Genomic DNA, 21829 nt, shown 5'->3' on the forward strand with positions numbered 1-21829 from the left:
ATCAAACACCTCTGTGGTTATCTCAAGCAATAACTTTATTTTCTAATTATCGCCCCCAGTTCCTTCTCATAAGCTCCTATCAGACGTTGCATGGTTTTATCAATGCTTTCGTCGGTTAAGGTTTTTTCTTTGTCCAGAAGCGTGAAGCTTACTGAATAAGACTTTTTGCCTTCGCCTAATTTCTCTCCTTCATAGATATCGAATACGTTTACGGCTTTCAAAAGGTTTCGTTCTACCTTGTAAGCAATGGCCGATACCTGTTCGAAAGTGGTTGTTGTATCTAATACCAACGATAAATCGCGGCGTACTTCCGGGAATTTTGGTATTTCTACGTATTCTACTTTATCAGAATATTGTTTCAATAAGAAATCCCAGTCAAAATCGGCATAGAAAACAGCTTGTTTTACATCGGCTAATTTTGCCACAGATGGTTTCACTAAACCCAGGCTTACAACAGGCTTTTTGTTAACAATATAAGTCAATCCATATTGGAAGATACCTGTGTTAGCCTCTTGCGTGTCAAATTTGCTTACTTTCATGCTCTTCAACACTTTTTGTACTGCCAGAGCCAAATCGTGGAAAGTAACAGGCGTATTAGCCGCTAACCAGGTTTCGTTTTGTTGATTACCTGTAAGCCACAAACCCAGGTGTTTACTTTCTTTATATTTCTTCTCTTGTCCTTCTTCTTGTTTGGTGAAATAAGAACGACCAAACTCAAATAATTTCAAATCTTTCTGGCGACGGTTGATATTATAAGCCACTGATTCCATACCTGTCAATAGCAAGCTTTGGCGCATTACTGAAAGCTCTTCGCTCAATGGATTCAATAAAGTAACTTGTCCGCCTTTGGCAATGCTTTGTACGGCTTCGTTATAGGCAGGTTTCGTAATAGAAAGTGTCTGAATTTCGTTAAAGCCATTTGCAGCCAATAATTCAATCAAACGCATCTGTAATTTATCTGCATCTTTATCAGGGAAGCTCGATAAGAAATCAGCCTGTAAGTTTTCCGAAAGTTCGATATTATCAAAGCCATAGATACGCAGAATTTCCTCAATCACATCGGCTTCTCTGGTTACATCTACACGGTATGGCGGCACGCTTACAGTCATTTCGTAGGCATCGTCGCTCAATACTTTTATATCAAGGCTTTCAAGAATTGTATGAATCAATTCATCTTCCAGATTTTTACCAATCAGACGGTTGATGTTTTTATGTTTAACCGTGATAGTCAGGTTTTCGATAGGTGATGGATAATTATCTATCACTCCATCCATAATCGTTCCTCCTGCCAGTTCCTGTATCAACAAGGCCGCTAGTCTGATCGCAAAAGGTGGCATATTCGGGTCAGTGCCCCGTTCATATCTGAATGAAGCATCCGTCTTAAGACTATGGAATGTAGCGGTGCGTCGCACCCATACCGGACTGAAATAGGCTACCTCTAAAAATACATTGCCAGTCGTTGCTTTAATACCCGATTTTTGTCCGCCAAATACGCCTGCAATGGCCATTGGTTCTTCGGCATTGCATACCATCAGATCATGACCTGAAAGCGTTCTTTCAACACCGTCAAGCGTTACGAATTTCGTTCCTTTTTCAGGTACTCGAACTACAATCTTTTTGCCTTTTACTTCATCTGCATCAAATGCATGCATTGGTTGCCCTAAAGTATGGCATATATAATTGGTAATATCTACAATATTATTAATCGGATTCAGCCCGATAGATTGCAATGATTTCTTCAACCAATCTGGTGATTCCTGCACTGTTATGCCTTGAATCTCTAATCCACAGAAACGAGGACAAGCCTCAGTATTTTCAACAAGTACCTCAAATGTTGATTTCTGTTCAGCGGTAGCAAATTTTTCAATAGAAGGCAATTTGATTTCACGACCTAATACGGCCTTTAAATCACGGGCTACACCAAAGTGAGAGGCCGCATCGGCACGGTTAGGTGTCAGACCAATTTCAATCTGGAAATCAGGTTCTAAAGAGAAATATTTAGCCGCTGGTGTACCATTAGGTAAGTCAGTATCCAAAACCAGAATACCTTCGTGCGAAGTACCGATACCCATTTCATCTTCAGCACAAATCATTCCTTCTGATGGATGACCGTATACTTTACGTTTTTCAATCGTAAACGATTTACCATCGGCAAAATGAATCGTTGTTCCCAAAGTGGCCACAATTACCTTTTGCCCTGCGCGTACATTGGAAGCTCCACAGACAATCGTTGAAGGGGTTTCGGCGCCAATATCAACAGTGGTTAAGCTTAGTTGCTTGTCTTTCACCATGAAAGTTTCGCAGGTAAGTACCTCTCCTACCACAAAGCCTTTTAATCCGCCTTTTACCGACTCTATCTCCTCAATTCCTTCAACTTCTAAGCCTGTGCCTGTTAATAATTTTCCGATTTCCTCTGGTGATTCTTTAATCTCTATCAGACTCTTTAACCAATTATACGAAATTTTCATGCAAACAATAATTGTAGTGAAATGGGGGGAGCAATTGAGTGAATTAGTGATTGAGTGAGTTAGTGATTGATTTAATATCCACTATCTTACAAGTATCAGTAGTTTTCACTGATTAATTCCGCCACAAAATTTTCGCAAAGATAGGGATTTAGGTTTAAATAGTTTGTAAAGGTCTAATTTATTCATGCACCAATATCAGACAGAATCTCGCTTTCTATCTGATTGTTTAGCAGGTCTCATAAATAGAATCCCTTTTCTATGCCTTCCTGTTATATACTTAATCACAGTTGCCTATTTCAGCTTTAAGAATTGTTCCTTTTTCAGCTTTGAAACCTTGATTGAGTATAATCGATTTGCCTGAACGATAAATTACATTGGCCTCACCCGTTATTTTATTAGTAGCAGTAATATTCTGACTTGTATTCTTTATCTGTAACCCAGACATGTAGTCATCCTGTGTACTTATTAAGTTCAGAGAGGCGTTACAATTTGAAACTTTGACTAAAACTGACTTAATGTCTTTGCAATTACCCATATTACTAGCCTTGACATAGTAAGTACCGGAACTGACAATAGCAGAAGGATTGGATAAGGGTATATTTCCGGCAATATCTGTATAATAACTCAAAATCGTTCCTGATGGCAAAAAACTACCTGTAGTGATGGCAGGTGAAGTGAGATTGATAGTTGCCGGATAGGTAACTGAAGACGGATTGGTAATGGAAAGTACGGGTTTGGGAATAACTGAAACAGGGAGCGTATTAGACTGCGGTGTTGTGTAATAGTTGATTGTACAACTGGCAGCCAGGGTAAAATTCTCGTTTGGTGTTATCACCCGGTTATTTCCTGTACCTCCATCACTCCATAAAACTATAGACCCGTTACATCCGGTAGCGGTTAATGTTATGCTACTTCCCTTACAGACACTATTACCTCCAATAGTATTGATTATTGGAGTAGACGGACATAAGTAGGTGATATAGACGGGTACTCGTACAGATTCACAGCCGCCATTTATGTAGCAACTTACATAATATATCGTAGAATTACCATACGCCTGAAAAGTGGTGCCTGTTTCAAAGCCAACTTCTGTAGAATGGGTATACCATCTTACAGTTCCATTACAACCAGATGCAGAAAGTGAGGGGCTCATTCCACAGGCTGTGATGATATGAGTTGAGGCTGGAACCGGAATATTCGGTGCCTCTAATACTGTAAAAGAGATTTCTCCCCTATTGCTAGGCGAAGAACCAGAAATTGTGCAATCGGCATAATAAGAATAATTTGATCCTAAGGGATTATAACTTATGGTAGTTGTAAAAGTCTGTCCTGTTCCAAGCAAATTCCCTCCTGTGGGTTGATTATACCAATTAACTACTCCCTGCGAACAACCGATGGCTGTTATAGTACGCGACTCCGTACCGCATACAGTACTGTTACTTACATATAATGTCGGTTGTTCAGGTGCTCCTGAACGAGGTATATAAACATAGGCTGCCATTAGATAACTCTCACAGCCGTTTACTACACAACTACAGAAGAAAGATGAACTCTGCGTTATATTAGCTTTATTGAAACTACTTCCTGTATGAATTACATTTCTGACAAAGTAATTATCATACCAGTTAATTGTCCCATTTTCGCATCCTTTTGCATAGAGTGTTACATCGCTGCCGTAATTCACCGTAATAGAATAAGGGAATAAAGAGGGGCTATCAGTCCAGGGTTTTATGTTTAATTTAATACTTGCCCGGCTGGTACTTAGTACCCCATTCCTGCGGCAATCAGCGTAGTAAGTCCTGATATCTGGTGATGTCATTACATATTCAAAAGGAGCGTTTTCGTCTGTTTCAAGAAGCTCAATCACATCGGCATAGGTATTTTTATACCATCGCACAACGCCGTCACAATTAGCAGCGCTGATAGTAACTGTTGAAACAGTAGAATAGCAAAAATTATTGGCAGATGCAGACAATGAAGGCGGTTGTGGTGCCTGAGTTGTATCGGATTTTACAGTAAAAGGCACTTTTGCGCTCGGACAATCATTGTTTTCAGTACAAGACACATAATAGGTTTTATCTTTGGTTATTTCTGCCGTAATAAAAGTATAAGGTGACTGATAACTTGTTTCGGTTGGATGATAACTTGTATAACTATTATACCAAGATACTTCTCCGCTACATCCGGTTGCTGTAAGCGTGGCTGTGCTACCACTGAGTATCGTACCAGGAGATACGCTCACTAACGGAGTTCGAGAGCTTGCCAGCATAAGCATATTTACAGGGGCTGACATAGCACTGCAAGCACCTGCAGGTGCACTGGCTTTCACCTGATAATTACCCGCATCGGCATTGGTAGGTGCGTGACCTTTAAAATAGGTATCATAACTTAGCGACTCATTAGCAATAGCCACATTATCTTTAAACCACTGAAAAGTATAACCTTCAGGAAAAGGGGTGTCAGAAGATAATTTTACCTGAAGGGTAATGGTACCATCCGGGCAGTATAAAGCTTGGTTGACAATATACGGAGTTGGCACGCCAATCCGAATTGGCTTAGTGTCGCTGGTATAGTCAATAGAGGATACAACTTTCAGATAATAACCTGAACCACTAGTGGCATTTGCAGGTATGGTGAGCGTAGCCGATGTAGCCGTATTATTTTGAATAAGTGTAGAAGTAAGCGGGTTGACAAAAGAGCCATTCTGGTCCGAAATCATCACCGTAAAAACATTACCCTGCGCTATATTAGCATGAGTAAAATTTATGGTAAGCGTAACACCGGGACATATAATCTGTGGGTTTGTATCAGTAATAGTGATGGTTTGTGACCATGCTTTAAAAGGTATGTTTAAAATAGTAACAGCTAATAAAGTCTTTATTAGAAGAAGTCTGCTCATAGGGTTTAGAAATAGTGTCAGGATCCATTTGTGTCTAGGGGATAACATTTAGTCACAAGCGAATGATTCATGCCAAATATAGTAAAAATTAACCGGCGGCAAAAGAAAACTCATTGGAAAGAACTCTCATTTGACATACTATGCCAGAAAGAAAAAAATCTAAAAAAAATTATTTTGTATCCATTTAATAACATTATACGTAAGAACAAAATTCTGGCATTTCGTTTGTATAGAGTCAATCTGTATAATATACCCTAAAGATTTCTTAATTTTCCCCTATTGTTTCTCTGCGAAAATAAAAAAAATGTATCCGTTTGCTAAGATTACGCCTGAATAATAATTATTGGCATACGTTTCGCATTAGTATGAAATAAGGTATTAAGTGAATAAGCGCTTTAACTCTATAAAAACAATGGCTTTGAGAACGAACATAACAAATGGCAAAGGTTTAATCTTAGGATTGACTCTTTTTGCCGCACAAACTGCATTAGGACAAATAACTGCAAAAACTCAGCTCCCTTCAGACGTAAGCTTTACTGACTATCAATCTGGTGTAGTACGTATCGAGAAAGGCAACAAAGTTGGTTTTCTTGACAAACAAGGTAAAGAGCTTGCTCCGCTTAAATACGAAAGTGCCTATGACATGACCGAAGATATGGCGGCGATTCGTAAAGATGGGAAATGGGGATTTATGAATAAAACAGGGAAGGAAGTTATCCCATTTGAATACGAAGATGTACAGAATTTCTCTCAATCGTTGGCCGCAGTTAAACTGGGCGACAAATGGGGGTTTGTAGATAAAAAAGGAAAAGTAAAAGTTGCTTTCGATTATGATAAAGTTTTGAGTTTCAAAGAAAACCTGGCGTTTGTAAAACAAGATGGCAAATGGGGAGTAATTGATGCTAAAAATCATTTTGTTGTAAAACCTCAGTTCGATAAAGTAGAAAGTTTCTCTGAGGGTTTAGCGATGGTAGCAGTTGCCGGAAAATACGGTTTCATTGATGCCAAAGGGAATCAGGTGATCCCTATGGTACACAAAGGAGCTAAAAGTTTTATCGAAGGCCGTGCAGCGGTGAAAAACGATGCAAAAAAATGGGGATTTATTGATGCAAACAACAATCTGGTGATTCCTGCTAAATACGATGAAGTAGATAATTATGCAGAGGGTCTTGCGGTTGTTCGCAATAATGATAAATGGAAAGTAATTGACAAAACCGGTAGTGATTTAGTGGCAAGTACTTATGAATTTATTCAGGGAGTTTCTGAAGGGATGATTATCGTATATGCTAACAAAAAATTTGGAGTGATTGACAAAACCGGTAAAGAAATTGTGCCTTTAAAGTATGATAATCTTTGGGGCTATTCAGATGGATATGCAAGAGCTATTAATAATGGTAAGTACGGATACATTGACAAAACCGGACAAGAAATTATTCCGTTAATTTATGACGACGCTTATAACTTTTCAGAAGGTATGGCAAGAATTAGTCTTTTCGGAAGAAATGGATTTATTAACAAAAATGGACGTGAGGTCTTTCCTGATAATCAATTGTCAAAAGGTGTAATTTCCAGTGTAACTGATTAAATTTGAGTTTAGGTTTTGTTTCAAAGAGCGAGGTATCGAGAGGTGCTTCGCTTTTTTAATTGTGAATTAGTGAATATCCTTATAGTGGTTGTAAATTCTTTATTTATTTTCCGTTCTCCTCCTCCATTACCTCTTCAATTTTATATTTTATCACTTTTTTAAGTTCCAAATTCTTTACTTTTCTATTATCTCCCCTACCCAACCCTTTCGGTTTCACTTTTTGCATTTTTCGGTTTTTTTCTCCTCTTCCGCTCTCTCTTAATTTTGTTCTTTTTTTTCAGCTTTGTTGTTTTGTTTTCTTTCTACTTTTTCCGTGTTCCTTTCTCCGGTTAAGAATTAGCAAACAAGATTTTTTTCTTTAAACATCTTAGCCATTTTCTTTCTTTCTTTCTTGATCAACTTCATTGTCTCTTTTGTGATTACAACTTTAGAAGATTCCTGAGTTGAATCTGCAGTAGTTGATTTGTTAGTGTCATCGTTAGCAAAAGCGGCAGTTGAAGTTAAAATTGTTACAATAGCAATTGTCAAAAACTTTTTCATGTTACTCAATAGTTATTGGGTTATTTTTCCCTCTTGGTTTAATGATTCAAAATTACATCATTCGAGGAGGGGTTTGGGACGATTTTCGACGAAGTGACAAATTTAAAGTTTTTTTGGAAACATTTGCAAGTTATTTGGTATTAAACGGCGACGAATGGAAGCATAAAGGAGATAACTGGCAGGTTATATCGACAAGTGGCAGGAAACGACGGTTAATTGGCGAATACTTTCGGCCAATGGCAGAAAATCCGGGTTAATTGGCAGAAAATTCCGGTAAGTGGTAACTTATTTTCGACAATTGGCGGTATTGAAAGATAAGTGGTAAGTCGGCTTCGGTAAATGGCAGATAATTCAGGGAAATTGGTTGGAAGATTTTGGTGAGTAAAACTACTGAGTCGGCAAATTTGGCTTGAGAATCACGCCCCAATCCACTGTCTGAATCTGAGGATATTCCCGTTTGGGTCAGTTACATAAAATTCCCTTAAACTCCATGACTGGTCTATCGGGCTTTGATGCACAGGTGAGTTTTTTATAGCAGAAGTATCAAGACCCCGGCAGTTATGGCGCTATCTGAGCGGTGGCTGCACAGATAGCGCCACAAATAATCTATTTGCTCTTAGTAGTTTCCATCTGTTGTTGTTGAGCCGACAACAGGGCTTCAATTTTATCAAGACGACTTTCTAAGGATTGGTTTTTATTTTTCAGATTACTATTTTCCTGACGAAGCTCTTTTACAGCCTCAATCAAATGAGGAATCAGTCCTATATAATTGACGGATAAAAAACCTTTTTCATCGGTTTGAACCAGTTCAGGAAAAATCTGTTGTACTTCCTGTGCTATCAAACCGGTTTGTAAATCTTTATTACGGCTCTCTTCTATCCATTTATAATGATAGCCATGCAGTTGCGTAATGGTAGTAAGAGAATTATTCAATCGGGAAAAATCTTTTTTAAGTCTTTTATCTGAAGTCAGGATAATATTACCTCCAAGATAACCATTCCCAGCACTATTAACCCAGAAACGCCAGGCATTGCCAATGTAAACACCTGTTTCAGTATCACTTTTCATTCCATAAAACGCGCCATCAGCCCCATCTAAACTATTAGTCGAATTACTCATCCAAATTCCTGAGGTATTTGTAGTATGCCGAATTCTTACTCTACCATTAATATCCAGTATTTCCTTAGGTGTATCGAGACCTATTCCGACTCTTCCTTTACCAGTAATCAATGAGTATCCGGTTTGTGAACTAAAATATCCACCAGTACCACTTGCTACAGTAGAGCCATAAACTGCATATCCGAAGGCAGTAACTCCATATACGCCTTTCCCCTCAGTAGAAAGCCCTTCAACTCCGATGCTATTCTCACTTGATCCAAAACTTATTCCATACATCCCAATACCCGCTTCTGAATACCCCACTACACCTTTTCCTGCATCGGCTTTACCATAAATTCCTGAGCCTCCACCCTTATGAATACCATAAACACCATACCCATTCTCATTGGTAGACTCATTGATTCCAATGACCGCACTTGTTTGTCCTGTCGGGCTCACATTACTTGCTCTTCCTTGGAAAGCAGCCGTTGCGTCCTGCGTTGAATTGATAGCTACATAAATACCACTGCTGCCAGTGGTAGTGCTTGTATTCTGAAGATTCAGAAAGTTATTATTTAAACTCCCAAAATAATCGGCCGGAAATAAATCAGCCCACTGAGCATCGCCATCTGTATTAATAGTTTTTAAGAATTTACCACTGGCTATTGTGCCTACATTACTCCCTCCAAACCTTAAGGCACCTGAGGTAATCAATGCCTTACCAGAACCCGTATTCAGGAAATGCCCACCAATACCTGTTGCGTTGCTACTTATACCTTTGATAGCTGCCCCTGACTCGGAACTCCCGACAACAGCTTCAACTTTTGACTGACTATAAACTTGTGTGGTAATAAATAAAAGGGCGAATAAAGTTTTTTTCATGGGTTACAGTTTTAGAAATAATAAACGAAGAAAACATAAAAATATAAATTTCAGCATTATAACCAATGGGAGGCCTCAGTGGTTTTGCGTTAATAATAAATTTCTTTACTATCGTCTGATATTTAGTAGGTATAAGCAATCAAATTAGTTTATATTACATGGTTTTATCGAATCAAGCCCATTTTAACCATTACCTTTAACTATGAACCGCCGAGATTTTATTGGTGCCAGCACCGGAGGAGGCATGATGATGAATGCTATTCAGACTGTTGCTCAGCAAAACCCTTACCAGACTCTACCCAATGCCGACTTAAAACTGAAAGTTCTGGCTACCAACTGGGGATTCCCCGGAAATACAGATGCCTTTTGTGCAGCCGCCAAAAAGGAAAATTATGATGGCATTGAAGTCTGGTGGCCTAACGAGAAAAAAGACCAGATGGAATTATTTGCCGCTTTGGAAAAGCACCAGTTAGAAGTGGGTTTCCTGTGTGGAGGCTATCAGAAAGACCCGAAAGAACATCTGGAAACTTTCAGAAAAGCGATTAATGCTGCTACGCAATCTCCTAAAAAACCATTATATATTAATTGCCATAGCGGCCGGGATTATTTTAGCTATGAACAGAATAAACTATTTATTGACCTGACAACAGAAGCTAGTCAGAAAAGCGGTGTTAAAATTCTACATGAAACTCACCGTGGAAGAATGCTTTTTGCTGCCCATATTGCACATAATTTTATTGAGAAAAACCCCGCTCTTCGCCTGACTTTAGATATATCACATTGGTGCAATGTGCATGAATCTTTATTAGAAGACCAGACTGAAGCCGTGCAAGCTGCATTGGCAAGAGTAGATCATATTCACTCAAGAATCGGGCATCAGGAAGGACCACAGGTAAATGATCCAAGGGCACCTGAATGGGAAAATGTTGTAAAAGTGCACCTGGCATGGTGGGATAAAGTAGTTGAATATAAAGTAAAATCCGGTGATGCTCTGACAATCCTCACTGAGTTTGGCCCACCTAATTATTTACCTACGCTACCCTACACTAAACAACCATTGGCAGATCAATGGGGAATAAACGTATATATGAAAGATTTGTTAAGGAAGCGCTATTTAAAATCATGACGTGATAAATTAATCATAGAAAAGTGTTCCGAATTGGTATAATTTTGGCTTATTATCTATTTTTGTATTTTTAACCGAAAACCAGTTTTGCACAGACACTTATTATGAGACCAACCATTATCACTACCATTCTATGCTGCGTACTAATTATTAACACTTATGCACAAGATGTCATTTTCCTAAAAAACGGAGAAGAAATTAAATCAAAAGTAAAAGAAGTAAAAGACCAGGAAATCAGCTACCTGAAATTTGACAATCTGCAAGGGCCAACCTACACTATTTTAAAATCATCGATATTGATGATAAAATATGAAAATGGCCAGAAAGATATTTTTTCGAATGATAAACCGATTGCTAACGAAGCTTTTGTAGAAAGCAGTTCTTTTGAGTTAAATCCAATGGGCAAAACTTCTCTCTACACTTATGATAAAGGAGTAGCTGATGCCTCAACCTATTATTCAGGCCAGAATAGTGGCAAAGTTGGCGTTCTACTTACCTCATTACTTTTGAACGGCCTGTTTGGCTTGGTGCCTGCGGTAGCATGTAGTGTTTCAAATCCTAAGATGCATAACATGAATGTACCAAATATTGCTGCTTACCAGAGTAATCCTGAGTATGCCAGAGGATACATGACACAGGCCAAAAAGACAAAAGCAAAAAAGATCTGGAAAAACTGGGCTATCGGCACTGCTATTTCTACGGTATTCCTATTAATAGTATCCAACTCTAATTGATTTTGAATAGTCTGAATTAGAATTTATAAACGATTCATAGGCTCGTCTTACATCTATCAGAGACAAGGAATAAGCCTTGTCTCTTTTTTGTTTTATATTTGTTTATAAACGTTTGAAAATCCAGAAAATGAGCCGTAACGATATAAAACGACTTTCCCGATTAACTGCAACTTTAACCCAATTGCAAACGAAACGACTTATCACTGCGGCTGAACTGGCGAAAAGATTTGAGGTAAGTACCCGAACTATTTATCGGGACATGAAAGCGCTGGAACAAGCAGGAGTACCAATTGTAACAGAAGATGGCAAAGGATATTCTTTAATGGAAGATTATCGGGTACCTCCTATCATGTTCACCGAAAATCAGGCAAATGCATTGATATTGGCGGAGCAGTTAGTATTGAAAAACCCGGATGCTGCTTTTATTAAAGATTATATGGAAGCAATAGATAAAATAAAATCAGTACTTAAATATAGCGAAAGGGATAAAGCCAATTTATTAGCCGAAAGAACCAGATTTGATTTAAACCTCAACAGAGAAAGAAATAGTCATATTTTATCAGATTTACAGTGGGCACTTACCAATTTTACTGTGGTCAGAATTGCCTATACTAATAAAGAGGAAGAATCTACTTCTCGATTAATAGAACCTTTTGCCTTGGTAATTACAATGGAAAACAACTGGCTTTTGATCGCTTGGTGCAGATTAAGAAAAGATTTCCGGTATTTCAGAGTTGATAGAATAAAGCATTTAGACGTATTGCCCGAGAAATTCTCTCCTCATCAGATGACCCTGCAGGAATTTTTTGATAAAAGTTAATAGTGCCCAAAATACCTTTGACATATGGTTGTCGCAAGTCCCCTCTAAGTTTGCATCATAAACTTAAAACATAATTTTATGATTAATCAATTAGCAAACCTGAATTGGATTAGTTTCATTATTGCCTTTGTTGTCTATAATGTAGTAGGCGCCTTATGGTTTACTTTATTTTTTACTAAACCCTATAAAATCTCTTTAGGAAAAGAAAACGAAACTTTACCAAACAAACCCATCTTCATTGCCGGTCCGGCCATTTGTACATTTGTAGTTACTCTTACCTTTGCTATTTTATTCTATGCGCTGAATATCCAATCTTTTACCGAAGCAATAGGGTTTTCATTATTGATTGGAACAGGTTTTCTGGTTGCCAATACAACCAATATTGCTATTAACCCTAATATTCCACGGCCTATATTATACAGTGTTATTAGTGGAAGCTATCATCTGGTGGGGATTGTGCTTGCGGGGATTATTCTGGTGGTGATGAAGTAATATAGCTATAGTTAAAAGAGATAAGGAAATCCCATCCAAGAGTTCCTTATCTCAGGCTTTATTTTAAATCAGAACTACTTCATGCCCTCAATAATCTTCTTTTCTAAATACCCCGTAGATTTTACTTCTCTTAAACAAGACCCTCCTGCACTAAGATACGCTGCAGTATTCGCAAGCATAATAGTCATGGAGGTTTTACTATCCTCTTCCTTTACTCTGAAAATAATATCAGTATATACAACCTCAGGTTCATAGGAATAATCCTTTAATTTTTCCCGGCCAATAATTACACGGGAGCTGCTGTCTTCAGGCATTCCATTCTGACTCTCAAATGTAAACGAATCGATTCTATAAGGCTCAGACATAATTAGTCCACTTTTTCTATCTATTGCCTTTAAGGAGATATTATTTTTCAAACAATACTCAATAATATTTGTCATTACCTGGTCGGCAGGTTCATCAATAACTACTGTATAATCACTTGGATAATTGCCCTTTAAAGGAGTATATACGATTCGACAGGCTGACATCAAAAATACTAATATCAGAAAGTTAAAGGTCTTTTTCATTACAGCTTTTTTTGGGGTAAAATTGGCATTAAAAGATTTCTTTGATAATCTGCTTCTCTAAACGACCTGTTGATTTAGCTTCTTTCAAATATCTCCATTGTGAATACCAAGCCGTTAAATCAGATAATCTGACAGTCAACGAAGTTTTATTGTTTTCTTCATTTAACTTAAAAATTATATTAGTCCAGATAATAGTAGGTAACTGGCAATCAGCAATAAGAGTCCCCACTGATTCGCAACCAATAATTACGTTAGCCTCTTTTTCCTGTGGCGTTCCGTCCTGATTCTCGTATGTATAACTTAAAAGTTTGTATGGTCTGGAGATGATTAATCCTGTCTTCCTATCTGTCAGTTTTATCGGAATATTATTTTTAGAGCAAAACGCTAATACATTATTCCAAATTTCGTCGGAAGATTTTTCAGAAACTACAGTATAATCGCTTGGATACGAACCTTTTAAAGGGCGGATTAGCTTTTGTTGACAACTTGAAAAAACAATTGGAGTAAGAAACAGCAATAATATTTTCTTCATCGCAGCAATTTAGTCGGGTTAAAAATACTTGATTCAATAAGATTTGTGCAAAGAAAATCTTTTTTCTCTTATTATTAAAGGTTTTATTTCAATCTTAACTAATACAGACGATTTGCTAAAGGAGGTAACAACGTGTGTTGTTCTTACTATTATATCATTTGCTCTGACTAAGCAAGGACGCTATATATCCTCACCCATCATACTTAAACAAACAAAACATAAATTTCTGACTAACTCCAGTTGGTGTTTTGTGTTCAACTTTCATAGATTTTTTTAATGTCAGGCAACGGGCAAAGACTTCACTTAAATCATCAGCCGAATATTGATTAATTTCTAAATCACTACACTTTTTTGGGCCGCCTTCTGCAAATGTGCCAATCAAAAAATGAGCGTCTGAATTAAGAGACCGACAGATATTCTGCGTATAATTTTCAATTTCTACAATACCCGTCAGAAAATGAAAGGTAGCTCTGTCATGCCAGAAATCGTATTTTTGTTTAGATTTGAATGTTCCGGCATCTGCCACTATATATTGTATAGGTTTGCCTTTATCACCTAATCTCGCTTGCGTCTTTTTAAGGGCTTCTTCTGAAATATCAACAAGCGTGATATTTTCGTATCCTTTATCAAGCAAATAATCAACAAAACGGCTTTCTCCTGCTCCCATATCAATGATGCTGGCCGTTTTAGGCAAATTCAATTTTTCAAAAAACTGAATAGAGGTTTCTGGAGTTGCCTGAAACCAGCTGACTTCTTCAAAGTTTTTGGTTTTATATATTTCTTCCCAGTGGGATTTTAGATCCTTGCTCATTACTTTATCTATAAATTATCTGGTAAAGGTGGACATTCAAATAAACAATTCAAAAAATCATTAAATGATTTTGCAATTAGATACATATTATCATAGCTCGGTTCATCTGTTTCTTCCTCATGATTCCAGAAATAGATAGCGCCATAATCTTTATCATCAGTAGAAATACAAATCTGATTCCCACCATCATCATACGCTATTGGAAAAATATGAGACAACATTCTCTTCTCTATTACTTTAAACGTCTTGAAAGACTTTTCGAAATTTGAATATTTTCCATCATAGATAGAATAAAAGTAGTGTATTTTTGATCTACCTCCACCTTGAGTATTAAAGCATTCTTTATTAGGAAAACCACCATTATATTTTAATATATGTTCCCTATATTGACTTGGCAGGGTAGTATTTAGTCGCTTTTCTAAACTTGCTATTTCGCTTTCATTAGTAGCAATCTTAGTTTCCTCAAATATCAAATCACTGTTCATATAAATCGCAGTTACTTTTAGTTAAATTTCTTTTACTTCAACACCAAATCAGCCCCTTTCTCAGCAATCATGTACACAGGAGCATTGGTATTACCTGATACAATCGTGGGCATAATGCTGGCATCAATTACTCTTAAACCCTCTATCCCTTTTACGCGAAGTTCATTGTCTACTACCGCCATTTCATCATTGCCCATCTTACAAGTTCCAACCGGATGATAGACTGTCTCTAATTGCTTTTGAATATGAAGTAAAATACTTTCATCTGAACTTCTGTCGGGTGGAGTGATTAACCTGTCCCGATAAGGCTCAAAGGCTTTTGAGTTAATGACATCAATGGCTTTTCTTGTCGCTTTTATCAATGTAATTCTATCCTGTTCTTCTGAAAGAAAATTCGGTTGAATAATTGGCGCATCTAATGGGTTATTGCTCCTTAAACCCAAATATCCTCTACTTTTAGGTCTTAATAAAGTTGGCAGAATCGTAAAACCATCATTTTGTGGAAATGTATTGGTATCATACATATCAACTGTATAATCATCACCTATTTGTAAAGAAGCATAATGAAACTGATAATCTACTCTATCAGGGCTATCGATTGTCATACCAAATGCAACGGCTTCCAATGGGCCAATAGTAAGAATGCCTTTCTTTGTAAAAAGATATTGTAATAAAGCTTTTGCCTGATTCCATTTAGACAAATGATGATTTTGTCCGAATTGTTGGCGAGACAAAGCCGTAACACCCATAAACAGATGGTCTTGTAGGTTTTTACCTACTCCCGGCAATTCTTTCTTGCAAGCAATACCCACTTTTTTGAGTTCGTCTTTATCCCCAACTCCTGAAAGCATTAATAACTGAGGCGAATTAAAAGATCCTGCCGACAGAATTACCTCTTTATTAGCTAATATTTTCTCAGTCGTGTTTTTTCCTCTGATAACCTCCACACCAATAGCCTTATCATTTTCAATCAGAATCTGCTTTACTATCGTATTGGTGTATACGGTCAGGTTGGGCCGGCTCATAGCAGGCTTCAGAAAGGCAGTGGCAGCGCTGTGGCGTTTAGCATCTTTAATAGTAAATTGCAAAAGCCCTACTCCTTCTTGCTTATCTCCATTATAATCTTTATTTTCTTTGAAGCCATTTTCAATACAGCCTTGTACAAAAGCATCGGTAAAAGGGGTCTTGAAATGTTTGGCATAGGTTACATTCAGCAAGCCATCTTTGCCATGAAAAATATTATTGATTTGCTCATTATGCTCCGATTTCTTGAAATAGGGCAATATCTCTTCATAACTCCACCCCTCATTGCCTATATCAGCCCAATCATTATAATCTTCTTTATTACCACGTACATACGCCATTGCATTGGTTGAGCTACAACCTCCAAGCGTTTTACCTCTTGGCAAATACATTTTGCGATTCAATACATGTGCTTGTGGTTCTGACCAATATCCCCAATCAACCTCACTTCTATGCAGTTTTGCATAACCGGCAGGAATATGGATTTCCATTTTCTTATCCGGCCCTCCGGCCTCAATCAATAATACTTTATGATTTGGATTCTCTGAAAGGCGATTGGCCATTACACAGCCTGCCGAACCGGCACCGATGATAATGTAGTCGAATGGCATAGGGTTGAATAGGTTTTAGGGTAACTTATTTATCAGATTTTTATAGACAATGGTATTGCATTTTCTCCATCTATTACCAAATCAGGGATTTGTATGGGTTCAAAATTTTGAACCCATACAATAAAAATATTATCCTTCTTATCATTGATTACGGGCTCAAACGCTCAATTTTCCAATTACCATTCATATCCGTAAACAAAATTCTGTCATGCAACCTGCTTGGGCGGCCTTGCCAGAATTCTATTCTTTCAGGTATCAAGCGATAACCTCCCCAATAAGCCGGACGAGCAATAAAACCATCGCCAAATTGTGCTTCCAGTGCCGCTTGTCTTTTCTCTAATTCTTCCCTTGTTGTTACAATTGACTGATGCGAGACCCATGCGCCTATCTGACTACCACGCGGACGAACCTGAAAATATTCGTCTGATTCTGATGGGGTTGTCTTGACGATCTGTCCTTCAATCCGTACTTGTCGTTCCATTGCTCCCCAGAAAAAAGTGAGTGAGGCAAAGGGTACTTCCGCTATTTCTTTTCCTTTATTGCTTTCATAATTTGTAAAAAAAACGAATCCACTTTCATCAAATCCTTTCAGCAATACAATTCGCCCATGAGGTTTACCGTTTGATATAGTAGCTAAGTGCATGGCATTTGGCTCGAGCACATTGGCTTCTAAGGCCTCGTTGAACCATTTTTCGAATTGTTTAATGGGGTTATCTAAAACATTTTCTTCGACTAATTCGTTGAGTAAATAATTAAGTCGGAGCGCGGCTACATCTGTTTTTTTATTCATTTTTTGCAACGTTTTAGGCTTTTTTTACGTATATAAATATAAGCGGATTTATTTTTAAATAGAACAGAGTTAGTATAAATGTTGCTTAATCTGGCAGAAAAAAGCCCTTTTTCTCCGATTAATAATTTTTACACCTACTCTGCGTGGATTGTTAGGCAAAAGTATTTGTATATTTATTACATTTGCAAATCTAATGAAAACATTCCACGTTACTACGAATCGTAACAATTACAAATGACGCATAAAGAACTGGATTTAGCAGAACCTGTTTCTGATGCTGCTGAAGTGAAAGATTCGTCTTTAACAGATGCAGAGGCTTCGGCCAATACTCAAGACTCTAAAGAAATTATGAACGAACCGAAAGATTCCATCGACACTTCGACTGATGAAACTGTTGAAGACAGCACAAAAGAGGTGAAAGATGAAGCGCCCGTTGCTGAAAACACCGACGAAACTCCAGTATCCACTTCAACTGAGCCTGCCGCAGTAGATACCACTACTGATCAGCCGGCTACTGCTGCATTGGATACCACAGCTGAAGCTCCTATTGAAAATGTTGCCATTACTACCAATCCAGACGAGGCAATTGAAGAAACACCAAAACCTGTTTTAGGTGCAGACGAGAGCCCAATGGAAGAAATTGTAGTAAGCAACGACCCGACTGCGATGGTAGAGGTTTCTCCAAAACCTATTGAGCCTGAAACAGCTGCTGTAGAAGAGCTTCCACAATCATTAGATTTAATTGAAGAAGACACCACTTCTGCTCCAACAGAAGAAGTGGATTATAGTAGCTTCTCTAAAAAGGATTTTGTAGACCTGGGTGAGAAACTATTGGCTTCAATCAAAGCTGATGGCGTAAATGTATCGGACGTAAAAAATGCCGACAATGTGATGAAGGAAATCAAACCTATATTTGATGACCTGAAAGCACGCGAAAAATCGGAGGCATTAAAAAAATATATTGCAGATAACGGGAATAACGAAGGCTTTGAATTCAAAAACGATAACTATGTTGTACGTTTTGAATCTCTGAGCGCACAAATCCGTGATGCAAAAAACAGTTTTTTCCAGAAAATAGAACGCCAGAAAGAAGATTATTTCGAACGTAAAACCAATTTATTGCAACGCTTGCGTGAAATAGTTGAGCAAGAAGAGCAAGGTAGTACTAAAAACAACTGGCAGGAATTCAAGAAATTACAGGAAGACTGGAAAGCAGCAGGAAATGTAAATTCTCCGCATAATACTTCCTTATGGTCAGCTTATAATGCTTTGGTTGATAGATATTTCAGTATCCGTCATATCCAGAATGAGCTAAAAGACCTTGACCGTAAGAAAAATCTTACTGCCAAAACTGAAATAGTAGAGCGCATTGAAGCTATAGCCAAAACTTTGGAAGAAAGTGGATTGAGCAATACTACGCTGCGTCAGGCAAATGATTTACTAGAAGAATACAAGCATATTGGCCCTGCGCAACGTGAGGCACAAGACGAATTGTGGAAACGTCTGAAAGCTGCTTTTGATATTATTCATAACAAACGTCGTGAACAATCATCGCAGGCTGGTGCTTTGCAGGAAGAAATATTTCAGGCTAAATCTCGTCTGGTTGAGAACCTGAAACCTTATATCTCTTTCAATACCGATAGTATCAATGAGTGGAATGCCAAAACTAAAGAGATTCTGGCGATTCAAGACCAATGGAATGGCATTAAAGGTGCTATGCCTAAAGAAAAAGGCAAAGAAATCAGCCGTGAATTCTGGTCTTCATTGAAAACTTTCTTCCGTAATAAAGGAGATTTCTTCAATAAACTGGAAGCAGAAAGAGAAAGCAATCTGAAAGCCAAAACTTCGTTGTGCGAGCAAGTAGAAGTATTGTTGGAATCAGGCGACTTCTCCCCTGCCAATACAGACAGAGTTGTAGAATTACAAAAAACCTGGAAGACTATCGGGCATGTACCGGAAAAATTCAAAGATAAAATATACGACCGTTTCAAAAAAGCCTGTGATGCCTTCTTTAATGGCAAACGTGCGAAAGGAAACGAGGTAGAGAAAGAATACGAAACGAACCTACAACAAAAATTGGCTCTATGCGAAGAAATTGAAGCAGCAGCGAAAGCAGGCGAAGCTGATTTGAGCAAACTGGGTGGCTATAAGTCTCGCTACAACGAGATAGGCTTTGTACCACGCAAAGAAATGCAGAATATTCAACGCCGTTTTGTAGATGCCATCAATGCTTATGTAAAAGCCAGCTCGGGTGTGAGTGGTACGGAGAAAGAGAAAATGTTGTTGCAAAACGAGGTCGATGTAACCTTGAAAGGTGACAAAGGCAACTCTAAAGAACTGGATAAGAAAGAAAACGATATTCGCCGCAAGATGAAGAAGTTGGAAGACGACATCAATTTGTGGGAAAACAATATCGAGTTCTTTGCACGTTCTAAAAACGCCGCTGCTGTTCGTGCCGAGTACGAAGAGAAGATTAAAGGTGCCGAAAAAGAATTGGCTGAGATGAAACAGAAGTTGAAAATCATCGTAGCAGCGAACTAAAAATATTTTATTTCTTAACTCGCTGGACGTCAGCGAGTTAAGAAATTGTTAAAAAATATTTCAAATAAACGCTTGCATAGTATATCTGAAAGCCGTAATTTTGCATCACGAAATCAGAACAACGGGTAAACGAAAGTCTGAAATCAAAAATAAATGCCTCCATAGCTCAGCTGATAGAGCAACTGACTTGTAATCAGTAGGTCGCTGGTTTGATCCCGGCTGGGGGCTCTTAGTAAAATACTAGTAATCAAGCACTTAGCAGAAATGTTAGGTGCTTTTTTGTTTTATATTAATTTTAGTATCATTGCAAGTATCACGGGTCAAGCCTAAAACCTGTGGGGCGAATAAAGGATCAATCTAAAAAGTTGGGGAGAATATAAAAAATGGGGATCAAACCTAAAAGTTGTGGGGAGATGAAATAATTTCGACCTTTGCATTTTAAGAAAAGATAGATGCAAGAGAGTTACCAGGATATTTTAAAGTTATTATTACCAGCCATCATAGTTGAGAATTTTGAGCTTACTTCGTATAAGACTACATCAGAAGTAATGCATTTATATCTACAAGAGATTAATCAAATACCGAAAGAATTTGAGAATCAGAAATTAGAATCCAAAGGCTTCTTCGATGAAATTACGGTTCAGGACTTTCCAATCCGAGGGCATAAAGTTTTTCTACATATTAAACGCCGCAGGTGGTATAGCCATACTCTTGAAAAAGGGCTCAAGCGAAAAAGTTGGGGACTAAGCATAAATCTTAGCTAGCCTGAAGAGGAAGAAAGTAATATTTCTTACACCTCTGAACTGATTTCTTAACGCTTTTACTTTTGCATTAAAAGACTCTGCTGAAGCATTAGTACTTCTTCTATCGAAAAAGTGGATCAACCCTAAAAGTTGTGGGGTGATAGAATAATTTCGATCTTTGCATTTTAAAGAAAGCGAAAATGCAACAGGGTTACGGAGAATTAATAAAGTTATTACTACCTGCGATTATTATTGAGAATTTTGAGCTTACTTCTAATAAGACTACAGCAGAAGTACTGCATTTATATCTACAAGAGATTAATCGAATACCTAAAGAATTTGAAGGTCAAAAACTAGAATCCAAGGGATTCTTTGATGAGATTACAGTACAGGACTTTCCCATCAGAGGTCATAAAGTTTTTCTACACATCAAGCGCCGCAGGTGGTATAGCCATACACTTGGTAAAGTAGTCTATAGGAACTGGGACTTAGTAGCAGACGGCACTCGAATGACAAACGAGTTTGCTTCTTTTTTAAAAGCTATCAATCGATTCTAATGCAGATGCTACACAATCGATAGGTAGTTATTATGGAGTCAATGGTAAAAGACTACAAGAGCAGTATAAAAACTATCTAAGTGATTTTAAGAGTTGGTCTCAGCAAAGTCATGCAAAGAAATGGCTTCTTTTCCCTCAGAATATTGGCAAACACTTATCCATCGATGAGACAAGTTTATCAGATGGAGAACTTTATACAATCCTGACTAACAAGGCAGCAAAGGGCAAGAAAAGTAGTATTGTTGCCATTATAGCAGGTACTAAGGCAGAAACAGTGATTGATGTGTTACAGAAAATTCATGTCAATCTTCGTAAGAAAGTCAGAGAAATTACCTTAGACATGGCAGTTAATATGGAGTTAATTGCCAAGAGAGCCTTTCCTAATGCTACCAGAGTTACTGACCGTTTTCATGTACAAAAACTAGCCACAGAGGCTTTACAGGAAATCAGAATCAAGCACAGATGGGAAGCATTAGATGATGAAAATGATGCCATTGAATTGGCTAAGAAAACAGATACAGAA

22 protein-coding genes and 1 tRNA gene are annotated in these 21829 nt (G+C 37.8%); 11 read left to right on the plus strand and 12 right to left on the minus strand.

Going from position 1 to position 21829, the window contains the following annotated elements:
• Positions 1–35 precede the first annotated feature (35 nt).
• Positions 36–2468, minus strand: a complete 2433-nt coding sequence (gene pheT, locus ACYVFA_RS02295; RefSeq protein WP_460470171.1) for a phenylalanine--tRNA ligase subunit beta — start codon at positions 2466–2468, stop codon at positions 36–38.
• Between the two features lie 277 nt (positions 2469–2745).
• Positions 2746–5367, minus strand: a complete 2622-nt coding sequence (locus ACYVFA_RS02300; RefSeq protein WP_460470172.1) for an Ig-like domain-containing protein — start codon at positions 5365–5367, stop codon at positions 2746–2748.
• Between the two features lie 418 nt (positions 5368–5785).
• On the opposite strand from ACYVFA_RS02300, the gene ACYVFA_RS02305 reads away from it, so the two are divergent.
• Entirely contained in the window at positions 5786–6952 is a 1167-nt protein-coding gene (locus ACYVFA_RS02305) for a WG repeat-containing protein (protein ID WP_460470173.1), read from the plus strand.
• Positions 6953–7055: 103 nt separating this feature from the next.
• On the opposite strand, the gene ACYVFA_RS02310 is transcribed toward ACYVFA_RS02305, so the two are convergent.
• Positions 7056–7178, minus strand: coding sequence for a hypothetical protein (locus ACYVFA_RS02310; protein WP_460470174.1), 123 nt, complete (start codon positions 7176–7178; stop codon positions 7056–7058).
• Between the two features lie 110 nt (positions 7179–7288).
• Complete coding sequence (locus ACYVFA_RS02315) at positions 7289–7492, minus strand: hypothetical protein (RefSeq protein WP_460470175.1); 204 nt, start codon at positions 7490–7492, stop codon at positions 7289–7291.
• Between the two features lie 113 nt (positions 7493–7605).
• Between ACYVFA_RS02315 and ACYVFA_RS02320 the strand changes: the two genes are divergently transcribed.
• On the plus strand, positions 7606–7749 hold the full coding sequence (locus tag ACYVFA_RS02320) for a hypothetical protein (RefSeq protein WP_460470176.1): 144 nt from the start codon (positions 7606–7608) through the stop codon (positions 7747–7749).
• Positions 7750–8098: 349 nt separating this feature from the next.
• Here the strand turns inward: ACYVFA_RS02320 and ACYVFA_RS02325 are convergent, their stop codons facing one another.
• The gene (locus ACYVFA_RS02325; protein WP_460470177.1) at positions 8099–9472 is read right to left on the minus strand and encodes a tail fiber domain-containing protein; all 1374 of its coding nucleotides are present in this window, start codon (positions 9470–9472) and stop codon (positions 8099–8101) included.
• A 202-nt stretch (positions 9473–9674) separates the two neighbouring features.
• Between ACYVFA_RS02325 and ACYVFA_RS02330 the strand changes: the two genes are divergently transcribed.
• The 4 genes from ACYVFA_RS02330 (at position 9675) to ACYVFA_RS02345 (ending at position 12644) form a co-directional block, all read left to right on the plus strand.
• A complete protein-coding gene (locus ACYVFA_RS02330) occupies positions 9675–10598 on the plus strand; it encodes a sugar phosphate isomerase/epimerase family protein (RefSeq protein WP_460470178.1) in 924 nt (307 codons plus the stop codon).
• Positions 10599–10702: 104 nt separating this feature from the next.
• A complete protein-coding gene (locus ACYVFA_RS02335; protein WP_460470179.1) occupies positions 10703–11332 on the plus strand; it encodes a hypothetical protein in 630 nt (209 codons plus the stop codon).
• A gap of 127 nt (positions 11333–11459) precedes the next feature.
• The gene (locus tag ACYVFA_RS02340) at positions 11460–12152 is read left to right on the plus strand and encodes a helix-turn-helix transcriptional regulator (protein WP_460470180.1); all 693 of its coding nucleotides are present in this window, start codon (positions 11460–11462) and stop codon (positions 12150–12152) included.
• Between the two features lie 78 nt (positions 12153–12230).
• The gene (locus ACYVFA_RS02345) at positions 12231–12644 is read left to right on the plus strand and encodes a DUF1761 domain-containing protein (RefSeq protein ID WP_460470181.1); all 414 of its coding nucleotides are present in this window, start codon (positions 12231–12233) and stop codon (positions 12642–12644) included.
• Positions 12645–12718: 74 nt separating this feature from the next.
• Here the strand turns inward: ACYVFA_RS02345 and ACYVFA_RS02350 are convergent, their stop codons facing one another.
• From ACYVFA_RS02350 to pdxH, 6 genes are all read right to left on the minus strand, one after another.
• Positions 12719–13213 carry a hypothetical protein gene (locus tag ACYVFA_RS02350; RefSeq protein WP_460470182.1) on the minus strand — a complete coding sequence of 165 codons (495 nt, stop codon included), beginning with the start codon at positions 13211–13213 and terminating at the stop codon, positions 12719–12721.
• A gap of 28 nt (positions 13214–13241) precedes the next feature.
• Entirely contained in the window at positions 13242–13745 is a 504-nt protein-coding gene (locus ACYVFA_RS02355; RefSeq protein WP_460470183.1) for a hypothetical protein, read from the minus strand.
• 190 nt (positions 13746–13935) lie between these two features.
• Positions 13936–14556 carry a class I SAM-dependent methyltransferase gene (locus ACYVFA_RS02360; RefSeq protein ID WP_460470184.1) on the minus strand — a complete coding sequence of 207 codons (621 nt, stop codon included), beginning with the start codon at positions 14554–14556 and terminating at the stop codon, positions 13936–13938.
• Positions 14557–14564: 8 nt separating this feature from the next.
• Positions 14565–15041, minus strand: a complete 477-nt coding sequence (locus ACYVFA_RS02365) for an SMI1/KNR4 family protein (protein ID WP_460470185.1) — start codon at positions 15039–15041, stop codon at positions 14565–14567.
• 32 nt (positions 15042–15073) lie between these two features.
• Complete coding sequence (locus tag ACYVFA_RS02370) at positions 15074–16675, minus strand: GMC family oxidoreductase (RefSeq protein ID WP_460470186.1); 1602 nt, start codon at positions 16673–16675, stop codon at positions 15074–15076.
• A 148-nt stretch (positions 16676–16823) separates the two neighbouring features.
• Positions 16824–17465 carry a pyridoxine/pyridoxamine 5'-phosphate oxidase gene (pdxH, locus tag ACYVFA_RS02375; protein ID WP_460470187.1) on the minus strand — a complete coding sequence of 214 codons (642 nt, stop codon included), beginning with the start codon at positions 17463–17465 and terminating at the stop codon, positions 16824–16826.
• A gap of 234 nt (positions 17466–17699) precedes the next feature.
• Between pdxH and ACYVFA_RS02380 the strand changes: the two genes are divergently transcribed.
• From ACYVFA_RS02380 to ACYVFA_RS02390, 3 genes are all read left to right on the plus strand, one after another.
• A complete protein-coding gene (locus ACYVFA_RS02380; RefSeq protein WP_460470188.1) occupies positions 17700–20006 on the plus strand; it encodes a DUF349 domain-containing protein in 2307 nt (768 codons plus the stop codon).
• Between the two features lie 155 nt (positions 20007–20161).
• Positions 20162–20234, plus strand: a tRNA-Thr gene (locus ACYVFA_RS02385).
• A gap of 224 nt (positions 20235–20458) precedes the next feature.
• Positions 20459–20770: an ISAon1 family transposase N-terminal region protein gene (locus tag ACYVFA_RS02390; protein WP_460470189.1), complete on the plus strand. Its 312-nt coding sequence runs from the start codon at positions 20459–20461 to the stop codon at positions 20768–20770.
• On the opposite strand, the gene ACYVFA_RS02395 is transcribed toward ACYVFA_RS02390, so the two are convergent.
• Positions 20750–20890, minus strand: a complete 141-nt coding sequence (locus tag ACYVFA_RS02395) for a transposase (protein ID WP_460470190.1) — start codon at positions 20888–20890, stop codon at positions 20750–20752. The genes ACYVFA_RS02390 and ACYVFA_RS02395 overlap by 21 nt on opposite strands.
• 59 nt (positions 20891–20949) lie before the next feature.
• Here ACYVFA_RS02395 and ACYVFA_RS02400 point away from each other — a divergent pair, with 59 nt between their 5' ends.
• Together ACYVFA_RS02400 and ACYVFA_RS02405 are read left to right on the plus strand one after the other, a co-directional pair.
• Positions 20950–21306, plus strand: coding sequence for an ISAon1 family transposase N-terminal region protein (locus ACYVFA_RS02400; protein ID WP_460470191.1), 357 nt, complete (start codon positions 20950–20952; stop codon positions 21304–21306).
• Positions 21307–21325: 19 nt separating this feature from the next.
• On the plus strand, positions 21326–21829 hold a 504-nt coding region (locus ACYVFA_RS02405), incomplete at its 3' end, for an ISAon1 family transposase (RefSeq protein WP_460470196.1).

It is taken from the genome of Emticicia fontis (genome assembly GCF_054779675.1).

Excerpts from the sequence above, each read along its gene's own strand:
- pheT (WP_460470171.1), bottom strand. The coding sequence starts at position 2,468 with ATGAAAATTTCGTATAATTGGTTAAAGAGTCTGATAGAGATTAAAGAA.
- ACYVFA_RS02300 (WP_460470172.1), bottom strand. The coding sequence starts at position 5,367 with ATGAGCAGACTTCTTCTAATAAAGACTTTATTAGCTGTTACTATTTTA.
- ACYVFA_RS02310 (WP_460470174.1), bottom strand. The coding sequence starts at position 7,178 with ATGCAAAAAGTGAAACCGAAAGGGTTGGGTAGGGGAGATAATAGAAAA.
- ACYVFA_RS02315 (WP_460470175.1), bottom strand. The coding sequence starts at position 7,492 with ATGAAAAAGTTTTTGACAATTGCTATTGTAACAATTTTAACTTCAACT.
- ACYVFA_RS02325 (WP_460470177.1), bottom strand. The coding sequence starts at position 9,472 with ATGAAAAAAACTTTATTCGCCCTTTTATTTATTACCACACAAGTTTAT.
- ACYVFA_RS02330 (WP_460470178.1), top strand. The coding sequence starts at position 9,675 with ATGAACCGCCGAGATTTTATTGGTGCCAGCACCGGAGGAGGCATGATG.
- ACYVFA_RS02335 (WP_460470179.1), top strand. The coding sequence starts at position 10,703 with ATGAGACCAACCATTATCACTACCATTCTATGCTGCGTACTAATTATT.
- ACYVFA_RS02340 (WP_460470180.1), top strand. The coding sequence starts at position 11,460 with ATGAGCCGTAACGATATAAAACGACTTTCCCGATTAACTGCAACTTTA.
- ACYVFA_RS02345 (WP_460470181.1), top strand. The coding sequence starts at position 12,231 with ATGATTAATCAATTAGCAAACCTGAATTGGATTAGTTTCATTATTGCC.
- ACYVFA_RS02350 (WP_460470182.1), bottom strand. The coding sequence starts at position 13,213 with ATGAAAAAGACCTTTAACTTTCTGATATTAGTATTTTTGATGTCAGCC.
- ACYVFA_RS02355 (WP_460470183.1), bottom strand. The coding sequence starts at position 13,745 with ATGAAGAAAATATTATTGCTGTTTCTTACTCCAATTGTTTTTTCAAGT.
- ACYVFA_RS02360 (WP_460470184.1), bottom strand. The coding sequence starts at position 14,556 with ATGAGCAAGGATCTAAAATCCCACTGGGAAGAAATATATAAAACCAAA.
- ACYVFA_RS02365 (WP_460470185.1), bottom strand. The coding sequence starts at position 15,041 with ATGAACAGTGATTTGATATTTGAGGAAACTAAGATTGCTACTAATGAA.
- ACYVFA_RS02370 (WP_460470186.1), bottom strand. The coding sequence starts at position 16,675 with ATGCCATTCGACTACATTATCATCGGTGCCGGTTCGGCAGGCTGTGTA.
- pdxH (WP_460470187.1), bottom strand. The coding sequence starts at position 17,465 with ATGAATAAAAAAACAGATGTAGCCGCGCTCCGACTTAATTATTTACTC.
- ACYVFA_RS02380 (WP_460470188.1), top strand. The coding sequence starts at position 17,700 with ATGACGCATAAAGAACTGGATTTAGCAGAACCTGTTTCTGATGCTGCT.
- ACYVFA_RS02390 (WP_460470189.1), top strand. The coding sequence starts at position 20,459 with ATGCAAGAGAGTTACCAGGATATTTTAAAGTTATTATTACCAGCCATC.
- ACYVFA_RS02400 (WP_460470191.1), top strand. The coding sequence starts at position 20,950 with ATGCAACAGGGTTACGGAGAATTAATAAAGTTATTACTACCTGCGATT.